Below are 17,455 nucleotides of genomic sequence, written 5' to 3' on the forward strand. Positions count from 1 at the left end.
TCGCCCTCTCTGCAAGCGGAGAGGGCAAACCGCTTATCTTCCAGACACTTCTTTACAGCTTTTGCGTTGCCAAAATATGTTCGCCCGATAATATAGGCGTCCTGAATATTTGAGGCGAACATGATTAAGCGACAACGCAACGCTATCCTGCTTGTAGCCCTGGCCTGCCTGGTGGTGCTGATATGCACCGCCCAGCGGATGGCCGGGATGCACGCGCTTGTCATGAACGTCACCGCCACGAGCCAGTCTGTCCAGCAGGGGCAGGAGAGTGCCGACGCACCGGTAACCCCGTGTGAGCTTAGCGCCAAGTCGCTGATGTCGGTCCCGCCTGTTTTGTTTGAAGGTACCCTGATTGCCGTCACCCTGCTGCTGGCGTTGCTGGCAGCCAGTCCACCGCGCCGCGAACGGCAGTGGCCTCCCCGCGTTATCTCCCCGCCCCGGTTAAGGGTGCATCTGCGATTATGCGTCTTCCGTGAATGAGCCTTCGCCTGTTACTTCAGGTTAATTCATCATTTACGGAGAAAATTTATGTTTACTGTATTCAGGCGACTGCTGGTCTGCCTGCTTTGGCTATGGCTGCCCCTCAGCCAGGCTGCCGACAGCGGCTGGCTGCGCGCCGCCGATAATCAGCACGCCAGCGTCAGGCTGCGTGCGCAAACCGAAAGCAACGGCGAAACCCGCCTGCTGCTGGACGTCGCCCTGCAAAAAGGCTGGAAAACCTACTGGCGCTCGCCGGGCGAAGGCGGCGTCGCACCCGCGATTAAATGGCATCAGCCCGTCGAGGCGATCTGGCGCTGGCCTGTGCCGCAGCGTTTCGACGTCGCGGGCATCACCACTCAGGGCTACCACGGCGATGTCAGCTTTCCCATCACCCTGCGGGGCGACGTCCCGAAGATCCTGAGCGGCGTGCTGACGCTCTCCACCTGTAGCAACGTCTGTATTCTTACCGACTACCCGTTTTCGCTGAACATGACCGCATCCGCAGGCGCCGGTTTTGATTACGATTTCAGTCGGGCCATGGGCACCCTTCCGCTCAGCGGCGGGTTAACCTCAACGCTTAACGCCACCTATGCCCCCGGCAAGCTGACCGTAACGGCGCAGCGTGACGCAGGCTGGCAGGCGCCGTCCCTGTTTATCGACGGTATGGATGATGTTGATTTCGGCAAACCGGCCCTCACCGTGCGCGGTGATTCGCTGGTCGCCACCGTGCCCGTGACGGACAGCTGGGGCGAGGCCGCACCTAACCTCAGCGGCAAAACCCTGTCGCTGGTTCTGGCCGATAGCGGGCAGGCGCAGGAGTCCAGCCTGAGCATTCAGCCGGGGAACGCCACGCCGACGCTCTCGTTAGGCTGGGTGCTGCTGATGGCGCTGGCGGGCGGTCTGATCCTTAACGTCATGCCCTGCGTACTGCCCGTGCTGGCCATGAAGCTAGGCACGCTGATGCAAACCGAACGGCAGGCGCGGGGTCAGGTACGCCGACAGTTTCTTGCGTCGGTAGCCGGGATCGTGATCTCGTTCCTCGCGCTGGCGCTGATGATGACGGTTTTACGCTTAGGCAATCAGGCACTCGGCTGGGGGATCCAGTTCCAGAACCCGTGGTTTATTGGTGCGATGGCGCTGGTGATGGTGCTTTTCAGCGCCAGCCTGCTGGGGTTGTTTGAAATCCGTCTCCCTTCCGGCGCCAGCACCTTCCTCGCCACGCGCGGAGGCAACGGGCTTGCGGGTCATTTCTGGCAAGGCGCGTTTGCCACGCTGCTGGCGACGCCCTGCACCGCGCCGTTCCTGGGTACGGCGGTCTCGGTCGCGCTGGCGGCGCCGCTTCCCCTGCTGTGGGGGATCTTCCTGGCGATGGGTATCGGCATGAGCCTGCCGTGGCTGCTGGTGGCGGCCTGGCCGGGGCTGGCCCAGCGGTTGCCGCGTCCGGGACGCTGGATGAACGTCGTACGCGTAGTGCTGGGGATGATGATGCTCGGCTCATCGCTGTGGCTGCTGAGCCTGCTGACGGTGCACATTGGCAGCCTGCCCGTCATCACGCTGGGCGTGCTCCTGATCCTTACGCTGCTGCTGGTCACCGCCTGGCGCTACCGCTGGCAAACGGCACTGCGCGCCGGGGTATTAGCTGTAGTGGTGGCCGGGGCGGTCGCGTTTGTATCCGGTTCCGGCGGCGAGGGTTCCCGCCGCGATCGTATTCACTGGCAGCCGCTCAGCGAGCAGGCCATTGCCCGCGCGCTGGCGGAGAACAAACGGGTGTTCGTCGACGTGACCGCCGACTGGTGCGTGACCTGTAAAGCCAATAAATACAACGTGCTGCTGCGCGACGACGTGCAGGATGCGCTCTCCGCCCCGGACGTTGTCGCCCTGCGCGGCGACTGGAGCCGCCCCTCAGATACCATCAGCCAGTTCTTAACCACGCGCGGCAGCGCCGCCGTGCCGTTTAACCAGATCTACGGACCGGGATTACCGCAGGGCCACGTGCTGCCTGCGTTGTTAAGCCGCGAAGCGGTGCTGAGCAACCTGTCCGATGCAAAAGGAAAATAACATGAGAGCCTTCGTTGCCTTACTTCTGCTGTCGTTATCAACGTTCGGTTTCGCCGCACCTTCTGATGACGCTTCCAGCGACCAGCTGGCAAAACTGCTGTTTAACGACCCTAACAGCCCGCGAACCGGCGCGACATCGCCGAAGCTGACCATCGTCTCCTTCACTGACTACAACTGCCCGTATTGCAAGCAGTTCGACCCAATGCTTGAGAAAATCGTGCAGGAAAATCCCGACGTGCAGCTCATCGTCAAACTGCTGCCGTTCAAGGGACAAAGCTCGGTAAATGCCGCGAAAGCGGCACTCTCAACGTGGCAGCAGGCGCCGGATAAATTCTGGGCGCTGCACCAGCGGCTGATGATGAAAAAGGGCTATCACGATGACGCCAGCATCGCCGCCGCGAAGGCAAAGACCGGAACGGACAGCATTAAAACGGATGATAAAACCATGGACAGCCTAAAGATGAACCTCATCCTGGCGCAGGTGCTGAATATTCAGGGTACCCCGGCGACCATTATCGGCGACCAGATGGTGGCGGGCGCAATTCCGTATGACGACCTGGAGGGGCTGGTCAAAGAACAGCTGGCAAACGCCCGTGGCAAGTAAGCTTCCGCGCCTGCTGCGCGAGCTGGGCGTGTGGCTGCTGATTGGCGTAGCCGTGAGCCTGGCGGTGGACTATTTCCGCCAGCCCGCGCTGCCGCAGAATTTCTCCGCGACGGCACTGCACACCCTCGACGGTCAGCCCGTCGATCTTATCGCCATGAGTAAGGAGCGACCGCTGCTGGTCTACGTCTGGGCGACATGGTGCGGCGTCTGCCGCTACACCACGCCGTCGGTGGCGGCGCTTGCCGCGGACGGGGGTAACGTGATGTCGGTTGCGCTGCGCTCGGGCGATAACGCGACGCTCGAAACCTGGATGAGGAAGAAGAAGGCGACGATGCCCACGGTCAATGACGCCAGCGGAGAACTGGCGCGTGAGTGGGACGTTAAGGTTACGCCAACGCTGGTGGTGATCTCTCACGGTGAAGTGAAGTCGATCACCACCGGCTGGACCAGCGGCTGGGGAATGCGCCTGCGGCTGTGGCTGGCGTCGTAGCGTTACTTCCCGCCAGCCAGCTCCAGGAAGCTACCGGTGACATAGGAGGCTTTGTCGCTCAGCAGCCAGACAATGGCCTGGGCGACCTCCTCCGGCTGACCGCCACGCTGCATCGGTAACATCGACTTCACCCGATCCACACGCCCCGGCTCGCCGCCGGAGGCGTGAATATCGGTATAAATCAGGCCTGGCCGCACGCAGTTAACGCGAATGCCCTGCGCCGCCACCTCCAGCGCGAGGCCGGTGGTCAGGGAATCCACCGCCCCTTTTGAGGCGGCATAATCCACATATTCCCCCGGCGCGCCCAGCCGTGATGCCGCCGAGGAGACATTCACAATCGCGCCGCCCTTGCCGCCGTGTTTATGCGACATGCGCTTAACCGCTTCACGGCAGCAGAGAAAATAGCCGGTGACGTTGGTAGCCAGCACGCGGTTAATACGTTCAGCGGAGAGGTTTTCGATGGTGGATTGTTCAAACAAAATCCCGGCGTTGTTCACCAGCGCGGCGAGCGGCTCACCTTCGCGATCGATGCTGTCGAACATCGCCATCACCTGCGCTTCATCGCTGATGTCCGCGCGTACGGCAAAGGCTTTACCGCCCGCGTCCACGATCTGATTAATGACGTCCGTCGCGGCTTTGATGTTGTGATGAAAATTCACCGCAACGGTGTAGCCTTCGCTTGCCAGCTGTAGCGCGGTGGCTTTACCAATACCCCGGCTGGCGCCGGTGACCAGTGCAATTGCCATTCTTTTCTCCCAATAAAAAAGCCGGGTGGCGGCTTCGCCTTACCCGGCCTACGTTACTACAGGAACAACGTTACTGGTATTCGCTCATCGGCACGCAGGAGCAGAACAGGTTACGGTCGCCGTAAACATCATCAAGACGTTTCACGGTTGGCCAGTATTTGTTTGCCACACCTGCCGGGAAGACAGCCAGCTCGCGGGTATAACCGTGGTTCCACTCTGCCACCAGTTCGTTCTGTTTATGCGGCGCGTTCACCAGCGGGTTATCTTCCAGCGTCCACTCCCCGCCTTTCACGCGGTCGATTTCGCTGCGGATCGCCAGCATGGCGTCGATAAAGCGATCCAGCTCCACCTTGCTTTCAGATTCAGTCGGCTCAACCATCAGCGTACCCGCTACCGGGAACGACATGGTTGGCGCGTGGAAGCCGTAGTCGATCAGACGCTTGGCGATATCCAGCTCGCTGATGCCCGTCTCTTCTTTCAGAGAACGAATATCGAGGATGCATTCGTGCGCCACGCGACCGTCGCGACCGGTATAGAGCACCGGATAGGCGTCCTTCAGACGCGTTGCGATGTAGTTGGCGTTGAGGATCGCCACCTGGCTGGCCTGCTTCAGCCCTTCCGCGCCCATCATGCGGATGTACATCCAGCTGATTGGCAGGATAGAGGCGCTGCCGAACGGTGCCGCGGAGACCGCGCCCTGACGGGTCAGCATGCCTTCAATCTGCACCACGCTGTGGCCCGGCACAAACGGTGCCAGGTGCGCTTTCACGCCGATAGGACCCATCCCCGGGCCGCCACCGCCGTGCGGAATGCAGAACGTTTTATGCAGGTTCAGGTGCGACACATCCGCGCCAATAAAGCCCGGAGAGGTGATGCCCACCTGGGCGTTCATGTTTGCGCCGTCGAGGTAAACCTGGCCGCCGAACTGATGCACCACTTCACACACTTCACGGATAGTTTCTTCGTACACGCCGTGGGTGGACGGGTATGTCACCATGATGCAGGAGAGTTTGTCGCCCGCCTGCTCGGCTTTGGCGCGCAGGTCGGCCAGATCGATGTTGCCGTTTTTGTCGCACGCCACAACCACCACTTCCATTCCTGCCATCTGGGCAGAAGCCGGGTTGGTACCGTGGGCAGAGCTTGGGATCAGGCAGATATCACGGTGGCCTTCATTGCGGCTTTCGTGATAGTGACGGATCGCCAGCAGACCAGCGTATTCACCCTGCGCACCGGAGTTCGGCTGCATGCAGAGCGCGTCGTACCCGGTCAGCTTCACCAGCCAGTCGGAGAGCTGGTTGATCATCATGTGATAACCTTCCGCCTGCTCAGCCGGGCAGAACGGGTGTAGCTCAGAGAATTCAGGCCAAGTAATTGGGATCATCTCAGCCGCGGCGTTCAGCTTCATGGTGCAGGAGCCCAGCGGGATCATCGCCTGGTTCAGCGCCAGATCTTTACGTTCCAGAGAGTGCATGTAACGCATCATCTCGGTTTCGCTGTGATAGCGGTTGAACACCGGGTGAGTCAGGATCGCGTCGTCGCGCAGCATGCTTTCCTGAATGGAGCGGCTGTCGAGCGCAACCTCTTTGTCGAGCGTATCAACGTCCAGACCGTGTGCGTCACCCAGCAATACGTTGAACAGGGTCAGGATATCGTCACGGGTGGTGCTTTCGTCCAGCGTAATGCCGACCGCATTGTGAATGTCGCTGCGCAGGTTGATTTGCGCTGCCTCGGCGCGCGCCAGCACGGCCGCTTTGTCTGCCACCTCGACGCACAGGGTATCGAAATAGTGTTCATGACGCAGTCTGAGACCTTTCTGTTGCAGACCGCAGGCCAGGATATCGGCCAGACGGTGGATGCGGCTGGCAATACGTTTCAGGCCAGCCGGACCGTGGAACACCGCGTACAGGCTGGCAATGTTAGCCAGCAGCACCTGCGAGGTACAGATGTTGGAGTTCGCTTTCTCGCGGCGGATATGCTGCTCGCGGGTCTGCATCGCCATGCGCAGCGCGGTGTTACCGGCGGCATCTTTCGATACGCCGATAATACGGCCTGGCATGGAACGTTTAAATTCATCTTTCGCGCCAAAGAACGCCGCGTGCGGGCCGCCGTAGCCCATCGGCACGCCGAAACGCTGAGCTGAGCCGAAGACAATATCCGCGCCCTGTTTGCCTGGCGCCGTCAGCAGCACCAGCGCCATAAAATCAGCGGCGACGCTAACAATAACCTTACGGGATTTCAGTTCGGCGATCAGTGCGCCGTAGTCGTGCACTTCCCCGGTGGTGCCCACCTGCTGCAACAGCACGCCGAAGACGTCCTGGTGATCCAGCACTTTTTCAGCGTCGTCGACAATCACCTCAAAGCCGAAGGTTTCCGCACGGGTGCGCACCACGTCCAGCGTCTGGGGATGCACGTCCGCCGCCACGAAGAAGCGGTTGGCGTTTTTCAGCTTGCTCACGCGCTTCGCCATCGCCATCGCTTCGGCGGCGGCGGTCGCTTCATCCAGCAGCGAGGCAGAGGCGATATCCATACCGGTCAGATCCAGCGTCACCTGCTGGAAGTTCAGCAGCGCTTCCAGACGGCCCTGGGAGACTTCTGGCTGATACGGGGTGTAAGCGGTGTACCAGCCCGGATTTTCCAGCATATTACGCAGGATCACCGGCGGTAACTGCACGTTGGTGTAGCCCATGCCAATGTAAGACTTATAGCGCTTGTTAAGGCCGGCGATGGCCTTCAGCTCCGCCAGCGCGGCGAACTCCGTCGTGGACTCGCCTACCCGCGGCGGCGTAGCAAGCTGGATGTCTTTTGGCACGATCTGGCCGATCAGTGCGTTTAATGAATCCGCGCCAACTGTCTTCAGCATCTCCTGCTGTTGCTGAGCATCCGGCCCAATGTGACGTTCAATGAAGGCGCCACGGTTTTCAAGCTGGCTTAAAGTCTGTGTCATGAGCGATGGTTCCTGAAACGTGCAGTGAATGTGTTTTCTCCCTCTCCCCAAAGGGGAGAGGGAAATGGCTTATTCGTCTTCCAGTAGTGCTTCGTACGCGGTCGCATCCAGCAGCGCGGCAACCTGCGCTTCGTCGCTGGCTTTGATCTTGAAGATCCAGCCGCCTTCATACGGTTCGCTGTTGACCAGCTCCGGGGAGTCGCTCAGCGCGTCGTTCACTGCAACAATTTCACCGCTCACCGGGGCGTAGATGTCAGAGGCCGCTTTAACGGATTCCGCCACCGCACAGTCGTCGCCTGCGCTCACGGTTGCGCCCACTTCCGGCAGGTCAACAAACACCATGTCGCCCAGCAGCTCCTGCGCGTGCTCGGTGATCCCAACGGTGTAAGTGCCGTCCGCCTCTTTGCGCAGCCACTCGTGTTCTTTGCTGTATTTCAGTTCTGCTGGCACATTGCTCATTGAAGTTCTCCTGATAAAAATAGTTAGGCGACCGGCTTACCGGCGCGAACAAAAATCGGTTTGGTCACGTTGACCGGCATTTCGCGGTTGCGGATCTGCACCACCGCCGTTTCGCCAATCCCCGCCGGCACGCGTGCCAGGGCAATACTGTAGCCGAGCGTCGGGGAGAACGTTCCGCTGGTGATCACGCCTTCGCGATGATTGCCATCGGCATCGGTGAAGCGTACAGGCAGCTCGCCGCGCAGAACGCCTTTTTCTTTCATCACCAGGCCTACCAGCTGTTCAGTGCCCTTCTCGCGCTGCATCTCCAGAGCTTCACGACCAATAAAATCACGGTCAGCCGGTTCCCACGCAATGGTCCAGCCCATGTTGGCCGCCAGCGGAGAGACGCCTTCGTCCATCTCCTGACCGTAGAGGTTCATCCCCGCTTCCAGACGCAGCGTATCGCGCGCGCCCAGGCCCGCAGGCTTCACGCCCGCCTCCACCAGCGCACGCCAGAAATCAGCGGCCTTCTCGTTTGGCATGGCAATTTCGTAGCCCGCTTCACCGGTGTAGCCGGTGGTGGCGATAAACAGATCCCCCGCCTGCACGCCGAAGAATGGCTTCATGCCTTCGGTGGCTTTGCGCTGCTCGTCGCTGAACAGAGAGGCGGCTTTCGCCTGGGCGTTTGGCCCCTGCACCGCAATCAGCGACAGATCGTCACGAACGGTGATGTCTATGGCGTAAGGTTCAGCGTGTTGGGAAATCCAGGAGAGGTCTTTTTCGCGGGTGGCGGAGTTTACAACGAGGCGGAAGAAATCTTCGGTGAAGTAGTAGACGATGAGGTCGTCAATCACGCCGCCAGAGGCATTGAGCATGCCGGTATAGAGCGCTTTGCCCGGCGTCTTCAGTTTGGCGACGTCATTTGCCAGCAGATAACGCAAAAACTCCCGGGTGCGGCTACCGCGCAGGTCGACAATCGTCATATGAGACACGTCGAACATACCGGCATCGGTGCGCACCGCGTGGTGCTCATCAATCTGCGAGCCGTAGTGCAGCGGCATCATCCAGCCGTGGAAGTCCACCATGCGGGCGCCGCACAACACGTGCTGTTCGTACAAAGGAGTCTGTTGAGCCATCTTTTCCTCGTTGAAAAATTCACCGTGAAACCCGGTGTCGGCCTCGCGATCGGGGGCCGACGCAAACGTTCTCTTTTACCTGAACTTACCACCGAAACCGGCGGTTAACCATAAGGTAAAACGGGTCATCACATTAGCTTATGACCAAAAATCGCTGAAAAGCCTACAGAGTTATTCACTGGGAAAATGCGATTAAACCCGCATAAAATTAACAATGATCTAACAGAATTTAGCAGATGGTGATATTTCGTGCGGAAAAACGGGCCGAATTTCCGTAACATAAAAATAGTAAGATTAGATTTTCTAATGCGAAAAATGACGTGAAATTAGATTATTTCAAACGAGGAAATTTCCCCGGCGCGGAGGCCGGGAAAATAAAGTGTGACGGGGATCGAGATTAACGTAACCAGTCGGGAAGATCGTTGAGGCCCATTGCCTGACGAAGAAGCTGCGGTTTTACGCCGGGAAGGGTGTCGGCCAGCTTGAGGCCAATATCGCGCAGCAGTTTTTTCGCAGGATTCGCTCCGGCAAACAGCTCGCGGAAGCCCTGCATACCCGCCAGCATCATCGCCGCACTGTGTTTGCGGCTGCGCTCGTAGCGACGCAGATACAGATGCTGACCAATATCTTTGCCTTCCCGATGCAGGCGACGCAGCTCTTCAACCAGCTCAGCCGCGTCCATAAAGCCGAGGTTCACCCCCTGCCCGGCCAGCGGATGAATGGTATGCGCCGCATCCCCCACCAGCGCCAGACGGTGCGCGGCAAACTGACGCGCGTAGCGACCGGTTAACGGAAACGTCTGGCGTTCGCTTTCAAGCATGCACAGGCCCAGACGGTTATCAAACGCCACGCATAGCGCCTGACTGAAGGCATCCGGCGTCGCCTCCTGCATCTGCTGCGCTTTCTCCGGCTCTAAGGACCAGACGATGGAGCAGAGATGCGGATCGGCAAGCGGCAGGAAGGCCAGAATGCCGTCATTATGGAAAATCTGGCGCGCCACGCCGCCGTGCGGCTCTTCGGTGCGGATTGTGGCCACCAACGCGTGATGGCGGTAATCCCAGAAGGTCAGCGGAATATCCGCTTTGTTACGCAGCCAGGAATTGGCGCCGTCGGCCCCCACCACCAGACGCGCGGTCAGCATGTCGCCACTTTCAAGAGTGATAAACGCGTCGTTTTCGCCCCACGCCACCTGCTGGAGTTTCGCCGGTGCGATCAGCGTGACGTCGCTGCACTGCTGTGCTTTCTGCCACAGCGCGTGGTGGATCACCGCGTTTTCAACGATGTGTCCAAGGTGGCTGTAACCCATGCTTTCATCGTCAAACGCGATATGGCCGAAGCTGTCTTTATCCCACACTTCCATGCCATGGTAACAGCTGGCACGCAGCGCCACGATTTCAGACCAGACGCCAAGGTGCGTCAGTAGCTTTTCGCTGGCGGCATTGATCGCCGAGACGCGCAGCTCCGGCGGTGCATCCTGCGCCACAGGCTGCGGCGCTTTTTGCTCAAGCACGGCCACGCGCAGGCCGCTGCCCTGTAAACCACAGGCCAGCGCCAGTCCTACCATTCCGCCGCCCACAATGGCGACATCAACATTTTGCACGGTCAATACTCCTTAACGCGCGACCCAACCCAGGGTCCGCTGCGCCAGCACGTCACGTGCCGGAATGAACATTTCCATCGCCATCAGCCCAAGGTTGCGACCCGCAACCAGCGGTGCCCAGCGATTGGCAAACAGGTGGACTAAACCGTCGGTGACACCAATGGTCGCCGCTTTGTCCGCCTGGCGTCGTTTCTGGTAATGGCTCAGCACCGAGTATGCGCCACAATCCTGTTGTTCGCTCCACGTCCGGGCCAGGAGCTCTGCCAGGCTTATCACGTCACGGAGGCCAAGGTTGAAGCCTTGCCCGGCGATGGGGTGCAGCGTCTGCGCGGCGTTGCCGACCAGGGCGACGCGATGGGAGACAGTCTGCGATGCGGTCGTCAGCGCGAGCGGATAGGCCACGCGTTTTCCGGCATGGGTGATGCGCCCAAGCCGCCAGCCGAAGGCTTTTTGCAGCTCGGAACAAAAACGTTCGTCGGACCAGGAGAGAACCTCATCGGCCCGATCCTGCGCATGGCACCATACCAGCGAGCAACGCCCGTTCGACATCGGCAGCATGGCCAGCGGGCCGTGTTCCGTGAAGCGCTCAAATGCCCTGCCGTTATGCGCGCCAGCCGTAGAGACGTTAGCGATGACCGCCGCCTGCCCATAGGGTTCAGAGCGCCATTCGACGCCGCACTGCGTGGCGATCGCGGAGCGTGAACCATCTGCCGCCACCAGCAGTTGCCCCTCCAGCGTGGTGCCGTTGTCCAGCGTCACGCTGACGGCCTCGTCACGACGGCTAAAGCTGGCGACGCGCGCCGGACAGTGCAGCGTGACGCCAGGCGCGTCCTGTAACAGACGGAACAGCCGCAGCCCTACGTCATGCAGCTCGACAACCTGCCCCAGCGCCTCGATCCGGTAATCGTGGGCATCCAGCGTCACAAACCCTGCATGCCCGCGATCGCTGACGTGAACGGTGCCGATCGCCGTCGCGCAATCCGCTATCGCCTGCCAGATCCCAATACGCGCAAGCTGCTGACAGGTTCCCTGCGCCAGCGCGATAGCGCGGGCGTCGAAACCGGGATGATCGGCCGCCTGCGGCGCGACCGCCTCAACGAGATGCACCGGAAGCTGGCCCTGGGTTAACTGCGAAATAGCCAGCGCCAGAGTAGCGCCGGTCATGCCTCCGCCAACGATGATTACGCTCATTCGCGTGCCGCCGCCATCAGCGCCTCGATGTCGTCGGCTTTTTTCACCACGGTCGCGGTCAGGTTTTCGTTACCGGTTTCGGTGATGACGATGTCATCTTCAATACGAATGCCGATCCCGCGGTACTGTTCCGGCACGTCGGCATCCGGCGCGATGTACAGCCCCGGCTCAACGGTCAGCACCATGCCTGGCTCCAGCACGCGCGAACGTTCCGGACCGTATGCCCCGACGTCATGCACATCCAGCCCCAGCCAGTGGCTCAGGCCGTGCATAAAGTACGGACGATGGGCGTTTTCGGTTATAAGGGTGTCCACATCGCCTTTCAGAATGCCGAGCTTCACCAGCCCGGTAATCATGATGCGCACCACCTCGCCCGTAACCTCCTGTATGGAGGTGCCAGGGCGGAACAGCGTCAGCGCGGTCTCCAGAGACTCAAGCACGATGTCATAGATTTCACGCTGCGCGGTGGTGAATTTACCGTTCACCGGGAAGGTACGGGTGATGTCGCCCGCGTAACCCTGATATTCACAGCCAGCGTCAATCAGCACCAGATCGCCGTCGCGCAGTTCACTTTCGTTTTCGGTGTAGTGCAGAATGCAGCCATTTTCCCCGCCGCCTACGATGGTGTTATAGGACGGGAAGCGCGCGCCGTGACGGTTAAATTCATGGTGAATTTCCCCTTCAAGCTGGTACTCGAACATACCGGGACGGCACTTTTCCATGGCGCGGGTATGCGCCAGGGCGCTGATTTCGCCCGCGCGGCGCATCACGTTCAGCTCTTCTTCAGACTTGAACAGGCGCATCTCATGCACCATCGGTCGCCAGTCCGTCAGGGTGGCGGGTGCAGACAAATTCTGACGTGAGCCTTTACGCAGCTTATCCAGCGCGGTGAAAACAATGTCATCCGCATACGCGTATTCGCCCTGGGCGTGATAGAGCACGTCCAGACCGTTCAGCAGTTGGTAGAGCTGCTGGTTGATTTCGCTGTAGGCCAGCGCGCGGTCCACGCCCAGTTTTTCTGGCGCCGCCTCCTGCCCTAAGCGGCGACCAAACCAGATTTCCGCGGTCAGATCGCGCACGCGGTTAAAAATCACGCTGTGGTTGTGGGTGTCATTGCTTTTAATCAGCACCAGTACCGCTTCCGGCTCGTTAAACCCGGTGAAGTACCAGAAATCACTGCTCTGGCGATAGGGGTATTCGCTGTCGGCGCTGCGCGTCACTTCCGGCGCGGCGAAAATCAGGGCAGCGCTTCCCGGCTGCATTTTTGCCAGCAGCGCCTGACGACGGCGAGAATACTCTTGACTGGAGATAACCATGACACCCTCCTGTGCGTTATTTTTCTTAGTGTAATGTTGGCTTGCGAACTTCCGGCGCGGTCGGCTGCGAGCGCGTAAAATTGTCGTGGCACAGCAGAGACGCCACGCGCACGTACTCGATAATCTCTTCGAGAGACATCTCCAGCTCTTCCTGGTCTTCGTCTTCATCGTAGCCGAGCTGGGCGATGTTGCGCAGATCGTCGATCGCTTCACCCGCTTCGCCGGTCACTTTATCCAGTTTAGGCTGGGTTACGCCCAGGCCAAGCAGATAGTGGTTTACCCAACCCGCGAGCGCATCAGCGCGATCGAAGACGCTGACATCGTCGCCTTCAGGCAGATAAAGCTGAAAAAGAAAGCCATCGTCTTCCAGGGAATCGCTGGTTGCGGCGTGCATTTTACGCAGCGCTTCCGCCAGTTCGTGGCCAAACGCCAGCCCTTCGTTGGTGAGGTCGTGGATCAGCGGCTGCCATGAGCTGTCGCTGTTTCCGCCGCACAGTATGCCGCTGATCAGACCGTGCATTTCGGCAGGGGTCAGACCGACTCCCTGCTGGTTCAGTAACTGGTTTAAATCCTTGTAACCAGGCATTTCGTTCTGTATAGACATACGCATTCGTCATCAAAGGGAGGATATTCATGATATGCTACCACTTTGGACCCTGGTGATACCAGAAAAGGGCTTGTATCTTCACATCAGGGTAGCTATAGTGTCGCCCCTTCGCAGCCCCCGGGGCAGTATGCGAAGGCAGCGCAGTCAATCAGCAGGAAGGTGGCATGTCTGCACAACCCGTCGATCTCCAGATTTTTGGCCGTTCACTGCGAGTGAATTGTCCGCCTGAACAAAGGGATGCCTTGAATCAGGCTGCGGACGATTTGAATCAGCGGTTGCAAGATCTAAAAGAACGCACTAGAGTCACAAATACTGAGCAGCTGGTTTTCATCGCCGCGTTGAACATCAGCTATGAACTGACTCAGGAAAAAGCGAAGACCCGCGATTACGCGGCAAGCATGGAGCAGCGCATTAAAATGCTCCAGCAGACCATAGAACAGGCATTGCTTGATCAAGGTCGCAGTCCCGAAAGACCGGGACCAAAGTTTGAATAACACTTCTCAGTTGACTATGGTAGAGTAACTGTGAAGACAAAATTTCTCTGAGATGTTCGCAAGCGGGCCAGTCCCCTGAGCCGATATTTCATACCACAAGAATGTGGCGCTCCATGGTTGGTGAGCATGCTCGGTTCGTCCGAGAAGCCTTAAAACTATGACGACACATTCACCTTGAACCAAGGGTTCAAGGGTTACAGCCTGCGGCGGCATCTCGGAGATTCCCTCTCTTTTCTTCTACCGACTACCATGACTCAACTCCCTGAAGTTTCTGCTTCACGCCAGGACATCCGTCAGCTTATTCGCCAGCGTCGTCGCGCCCTAAGCGCCGAGCAACAGGCACAGTTTGCTCAGCAGGCCGCCGCCCGCATGATGGCCTATCCGCCTGTGGTGATGGCAAACACCGTCGCCCTGTTTCTCTCGTTTGATGGTGAGCTGGATACCCAACCGCTTATCGACCAGCTCTGGCGCGCCGGGAAAAAAGTTTACCTGCCGGTGCTGCATCCTTTTAGCCCGGGCAATCTGCTGTTTCTGCACTACCATCCGCACAGCGAGCTGGTGGTAAATCGTCTGAAAATCACCGAACCGAAACTCGACGTGCGCGACGTGCTGCCGCTTTCCGAGCTGGATGTACTGATTACACCGCTGGTGGCATTTGATGAACAGGGCCAGCGTTTAGGCATGGGCGGGGGATTCTATGACAGGACGCTACAAAACTGGCAGCAGTACGGGTTGCAGCCGGTGGGCTATGCGCATGATTGTCAGGGCGTGGAGGCATTACCCGTAGAAAAATGGGATGTGCCGTTACCGGCGGTAGTGACGCCCAGTAAAACCTGGACCTGGTAGAACAAAGCCGGGTGGCGGCTACGCCTTACCCGGCCTACATAAATCCTCGAACATCGTAGGTCGGATAAGCGTAAGCGCCACCCGACACCACAAACCGCACGAACATTGTAGGTCGGGTAAGGCGCAGCCGCCACCCGACGCCACAGACCGCACGAACATTGTAGGTCGGGTAAGCGTAAGCGCCACCCGACACGCAGACCGCACGAACATTGTAGGTCGGGTAAGCGTAGCGCCACCCGACGCCACAAACTGCACCATCAGTACAACAGGCGCGCGCGAATCGTCCCCGGAATGGCCTTCATGCTCTGCAATGCTTTCTCGGCGATGTCTTCATCCGCTTCGATATCAATCACCACATAACCCATCTGCGAGTTAGTTTGCAGATACTGCGCGGCAATGTTAACACCCTGCTCAGCAAAGATCTGGTTGATGGCGGTCAGCACGCCAGGACGGTTTTCGTGGATGTGCAGCAGACGACGCCCACCGTGCAGCGGCAGAGACACCTCCGGGAAGTTCACCGCAGAGAGCGTTGAACCGTTGTCGGAATATTTGCTCAGCTTACCCGCCACTTCCAGGCCGATATTCTCCTGCGCTTCCTGAGTAGAACCGCCGATGTGCGGCGTCAGGATCACGTTGTCGAACTCGCACAGCGGAGAGGTGAACGGATCGCTGTTGGTGGCCGGTTCCGTCGGGAATACGTCAATCGCCGCACCCGCCAGATGTTTACGCTTCAGCGCGTCGCACAGCGCAGGAATGTCAACCACCGTACCGCGCGCGGCGTTGATCAGCAGAGAGCCCGGCTTCATCAGCGCCAGCTCTTCCGCCCCCATCATGTTTTTGGTGGACGCATTTTCCGGCACGTGCAGGCTGACCACGTCGCTCATGTTCAGCAGATCAGAGAGATGCTGCACCTGCGTCGCGTTACCCAGCGGCAGCTTGCTTTCGATATCGTAGAAAAACACGTGCATGCCGAGGGATTCCGCCAGAATACCGAGCTGCGTACCAATGTGGCCGTAACCGATAATCCCGAGCTTTTTACCACGCGCTTCGTAGGAGCCCGCGGCCAGCTTATTCCACACGCCGCGGTGCGCTTTAGCGTTAGCTTCCGGAATGCCGCGAAGGAGCAGCAGCAGCTCGCCAATCACCAGCTCCGCCACGGAACGGGTGTTAGAGAACGGCGCGTTAAAGACCGGGATACCGCGTTTTGCGGCGGCATTCAGATCAACCTGGTTGGTGCCGATGCAGAAACAGCCAATCGCCACCAGCTTTTCCGCCGCAGCAATAACGTCTTCAGTCAGTTGGGTACGGGATCGCAGGCCAATGAAATGGGCATCACGGATGGACGCTTTCAGCTCTTCAGTGTCCAGCGCGCCTTTGTGAAATTCGATGTTGGTGTAGCCTGCTGCGCGAAGGCTATCGAGCGCTTTCTGGTGCACGCCTTCAACCAGCAGGAATTTAATCTTGTCTTTCTCCAGTGATACCTTTGCCATTTACCCGACCCTGTTTTTATCTGAACTGATGTTGTGCTGGATATAAATCCCGTGCAGCCAACATATCAAAAAAAACTATTGCAGCAATATGAACGTTTGCGTCGGCACTCTGAAGAAAAGTCATACAGAGCAAAATGGCAGAGGAAAATGCTGCGGAAAATTACGAACGTGGCAGGATCGGCAAAAGAGGCGGAAAAACGTGACACAAGTCACCGAATTTAGCTTTTCAAAAATTTTTTAGCGGGGGGAGCGCTCCCCCCGTCAGATCATTTTACGATGGTTTTTACACCGTCAGCCGTGCCGATCAGCGCCACGTCCGCGCCACGGTTGGCAAATAACCCTACGGTAACGACGCCTGGAATGCCGTTGATCGCATTTTCCAGCGCAATGGCATCGAGGATCTCAAGGCCGTGAACGTCGAGGATCACGTTGCCGTTGTCGGTCACCACACCCTGACGGTATTCCGGACGACCACCCAGCTTCACCAGTTGACGTGCCACGGCGCTGCGCGCCATCGGGATCACTTCGACCGGCAGCGGGAAATTCCCCAGAATGTCGACCTGCTTGGAGGCGTCCGCGATGCAGATGAACTTATCCGCCACGGAAGCGATGATCTTCTCGCGGGTCAGCGCCGCGCCACCGCCTTTGATCATCTGCATATGGCCGTTGATTTCATCCGCGCCATCAACGTAAATGCCCAGACGGTCCACTTCGTTGAGGTCGAAAACGGTGATGCCGAGGCTTTTCAGCTTTTCCGTGGAAGCATCGGAGCTGGAAACCGCGCCCTCGATCTGCCCCTTCATCGTGCCCAGCGCATCGATAAAGTGCGCCGCCGTCGACCCCGTACCAACACCGACAATGGTACCCGGCTGTACGTACTGGAGAGCGGCCCATCCTACTGCTTTTTTCAGTTCATCCTGCGTCATGATCGTTTTGCCTGTGGTGTGAAAACTCAGGGCGCATTATAGAACACGTCGAATGGATTTCGTCTGCCACGAAGGGAAAATTGTGT

The 17,455-nt window shown here is 58.8% G+C and carries 16 protein-coding genes and 1 other RNA gene; 7 read left to right on the plus strand and 10 right to left on the minus strand.

What is annotated here, in order from left to right:
- The first annotated feature begins 120 nt into the window (after positions 1 to 120).
- Genes RS584_RS19060 through RS584_RS19075 form a run of 4 tightly spaced genes read left to right on the plus strand, consistent with a single transcriptional unit; the run spans position 121 to position 3,632 of the window.
- Positions 121 to 480, plus strand: a complete 360-nt coding sequence (locus RS584_RS19060; RefSeq protein ID WP_315748464.1) for a copper resistance protein — start codon at positions 121 to 123, stop codon at positions 478 to 480.
- Between the two features lie 48 nt (positions 481 to 528).
- Positions 529 to 2,538, plus strand: a complete 2,010-nt coding sequence (locus tag RS584_RS19065; RefSeq protein WP_315748465.1) for a protein-disulfide reductase DsbD family protein — start codon at positions 529 to 531, stop codon at positions 2,536 to 2,538.
- A 1-nt stretch (position 2,539) separates the two neighbouring features.
- Positions 2,540 to 3,142 (plus strand): DsbA family protein, encoded by a 603-nt coding sequence (locus RS584_RS19070; RefSeq protein WP_017692711.1) that lies wholly within the window; start codon positions 2,540 to 2,542, stop codon positions 3,140 to 3,142.
- On the plus strand, positions 3,132 to 3,632 hold the full coding sequence (locus tag RS584_RS19075) for a protein disulfide oxidoreductase (protein ID WP_017382895.1): 501 nt from the start codon (positions 3,132 to 3,134) through the stop codon (positions 3,630 to 3,632). The genes RS584_RS19070 and RS584_RS19075 overlap by 11 nt, the downstream gene beginning before the upstream one ends.
- A 2-nt stretch (positions 3,633 to 3,634) precedes the next feature.
- Here RS584_RS19075 and RS584_RS19080 read toward each other — a convergent pair whose 3' ends face one another.
- The 8 genes from RS584_RS19080 to RS584_RS19115 form a co-directional block, all read right to left on the minus strand.
- On the minus strand, positions 3,635 to 4,378 hold the full coding sequence (locus tag RS584_RS19080) for an SDR family oxidoreductase (protein WP_017382896.1): 744 nt from the start codon (positions 4,376 to 4,378) through the stop codon (positions 3,635 to 3,637).
- Positions 4,379 to 4,448: 70 nt separating this feature from the next.
- Positions 4,449 to 7,322, minus strand: coding sequence for an aminomethyl-transferring glycine dehydrogenase (gcvP, locus tag RS584_RS19085; protein WP_315748466.1), 2,874 nt, complete (start codon positions 7,320 to 7,322; stop codon positions 4,449 to 4,451).
- A 69-nt stretch (positions 7,323 to 7,391) separates the two neighbouring features.
- The gene (gene gcvH / locus RS584_RS19090) at positions 7,392 to 7,781 is read right to left on the minus strand and encodes a glycine cleavage system protein GcvH (RefSeq protein ID WP_006811885.1); all 390 of its coding nucleotides are present in this window, start codon (positions 7,779 to 7,781) and stop codon (positions 7,392 to 7,394) included.
- 23 nt (positions 7,782 to 7,804) lie between these two features.
- Entirely contained in the window at positions 7,805 to 8,899 is a 1,095-nt protein-coding gene (gene gcvT, locus RS584_RS19095; protein WP_003860107.1) for a glycine cleavage system aminomethyltransferase GcvT, read from the minus strand.
- Between the two features lie 397 nt (positions 8,900 to 9,296).
- Positions 9,297 to 10,499 (minus strand): FAD-dependent 2-octaprenylphenol hydroxylase, encoded by a 1,203-nt coding sequence (gene ubiI, locus RS584_RS19100; RefSeq protein ID WP_023295388.1) that lies wholly within the window; start codon positions 10,497 to 10,499, stop codon positions 9,297 to 9,299.
- A gap of 12 nt (positions 10,500 to 10,511) precedes the next feature.
- Complete coding sequence (ubiH, locus tag RS584_RS19105; protein WP_236315472.1) at positions 10,512 to 11,690, minus strand: 2-octaprenyl-6-methoxyphenyl hydroxylase; 1,179 nt, start codon at positions 11,688 to 11,690, stop codon at positions 10,512 to 10,514.
- Complete coding sequence (gene pepP, locus RS584_RS19110; RefSeq protein ID WP_026094261.1) at positions 11,687 to 13,000, minus strand: Xaa-Pro aminopeptidase; 1,314 nt, start codon at positions 12,998 to 13,000, stop codon at positions 11,687 to 11,689. Before pepP ends, ubiH begins: the two co-directional genes overlap by 4 nt.
- Positions 13,001 to 13,031: 31 nt before the next feature.
- Positions 13,032 to 13,610: a YecA family protein gene (locus RS584_RS19115; protein ID WP_003860099.1), complete on the minus strand. Its 579-nt coding sequence runs from the start codon at positions 13,608 to 13,610 to the stop codon at positions 13,032 to 13,034.
- A gap of 167 nt (positions 13,611 to 13,777) precedes the next feature.
- Here RS584_RS19115 and zapA point away from each other — a divergent pair, with 167 nt between their 5' ends.
- From zapA to RS584_RS19130, 3 genes are all read left to right on the plus strand, one after another.
- The gene (zapA, locus tag RS584_RS19120; protein WP_003860096.1) at positions 13,778 to 14,107 is read left to right on the plus strand and encodes a cell division protein ZapA; all 330 of its coding nucleotides are present in this window, start codon (positions 13,778 to 13,780) and stop codon (positions 14,105 to 14,107) included.
- 41 nt (positions 14,108 to 14,148) lie between these two features.
- Positions 14,149 to 14,332, plus strand: a non-coding RNA gene (gene ssrS / locus RS584_RS19125) — 6S RNA.
- Between the two features lie 24 nt (positions 14,333 to 14,356).
- Positions 14,357 to 14,953, plus strand: coding sequence for a 5-formyltetrahydrofolate cyclo-ligase (locus tag RS584_RS19130; RefSeq protein WP_063138575.1), 597 nt, complete (start codon positions 14,357 to 14,359; stop codon positions 14,951 to 14,953).
- A 257-nt stretch (positions 14,954 to 15,210) separates the two neighbouring features.
- Here RS584_RS19130 and serA read toward each other — a convergent pair whose 3' ends face one another.
- A complete protein-coding gene (serA, locus tag RS584_RS19135) occupies positions 15,211 to 16,443 on the minus strand; it encodes a phosphoglycerate dehydrogenase (RefSeq protein ID WP_017692705.1) in 1,233 nt (410 codons plus the stop codon).
- Between the two features lie 266 nt (positions 16,444 to 16,709).
- Entirely contained in the window at positions 16,710 to 17,369 is a 660-nt protein-coding gene (rpiA, locus tag RS584_RS19140; RefSeq protein WP_003860091.1) for a ribose-5-phosphate isomerase RpiA, read from the minus strand.
- Positions 17,370 to 17,455 lie beyond the last annotated feature (86 nt).

The organism is Enterobacter sp. DTU_2021_1002640_1_SI_PRY_ASU_LCPMC_013 (genome assembly GCF_032389435.1).
GTDB lineage: Bacteria > Pseudomonadota > Gammaproteobacteria > Enterobacterales > Enterobacteriaceae > Enterobacter > Enterobacter hormaechei_C.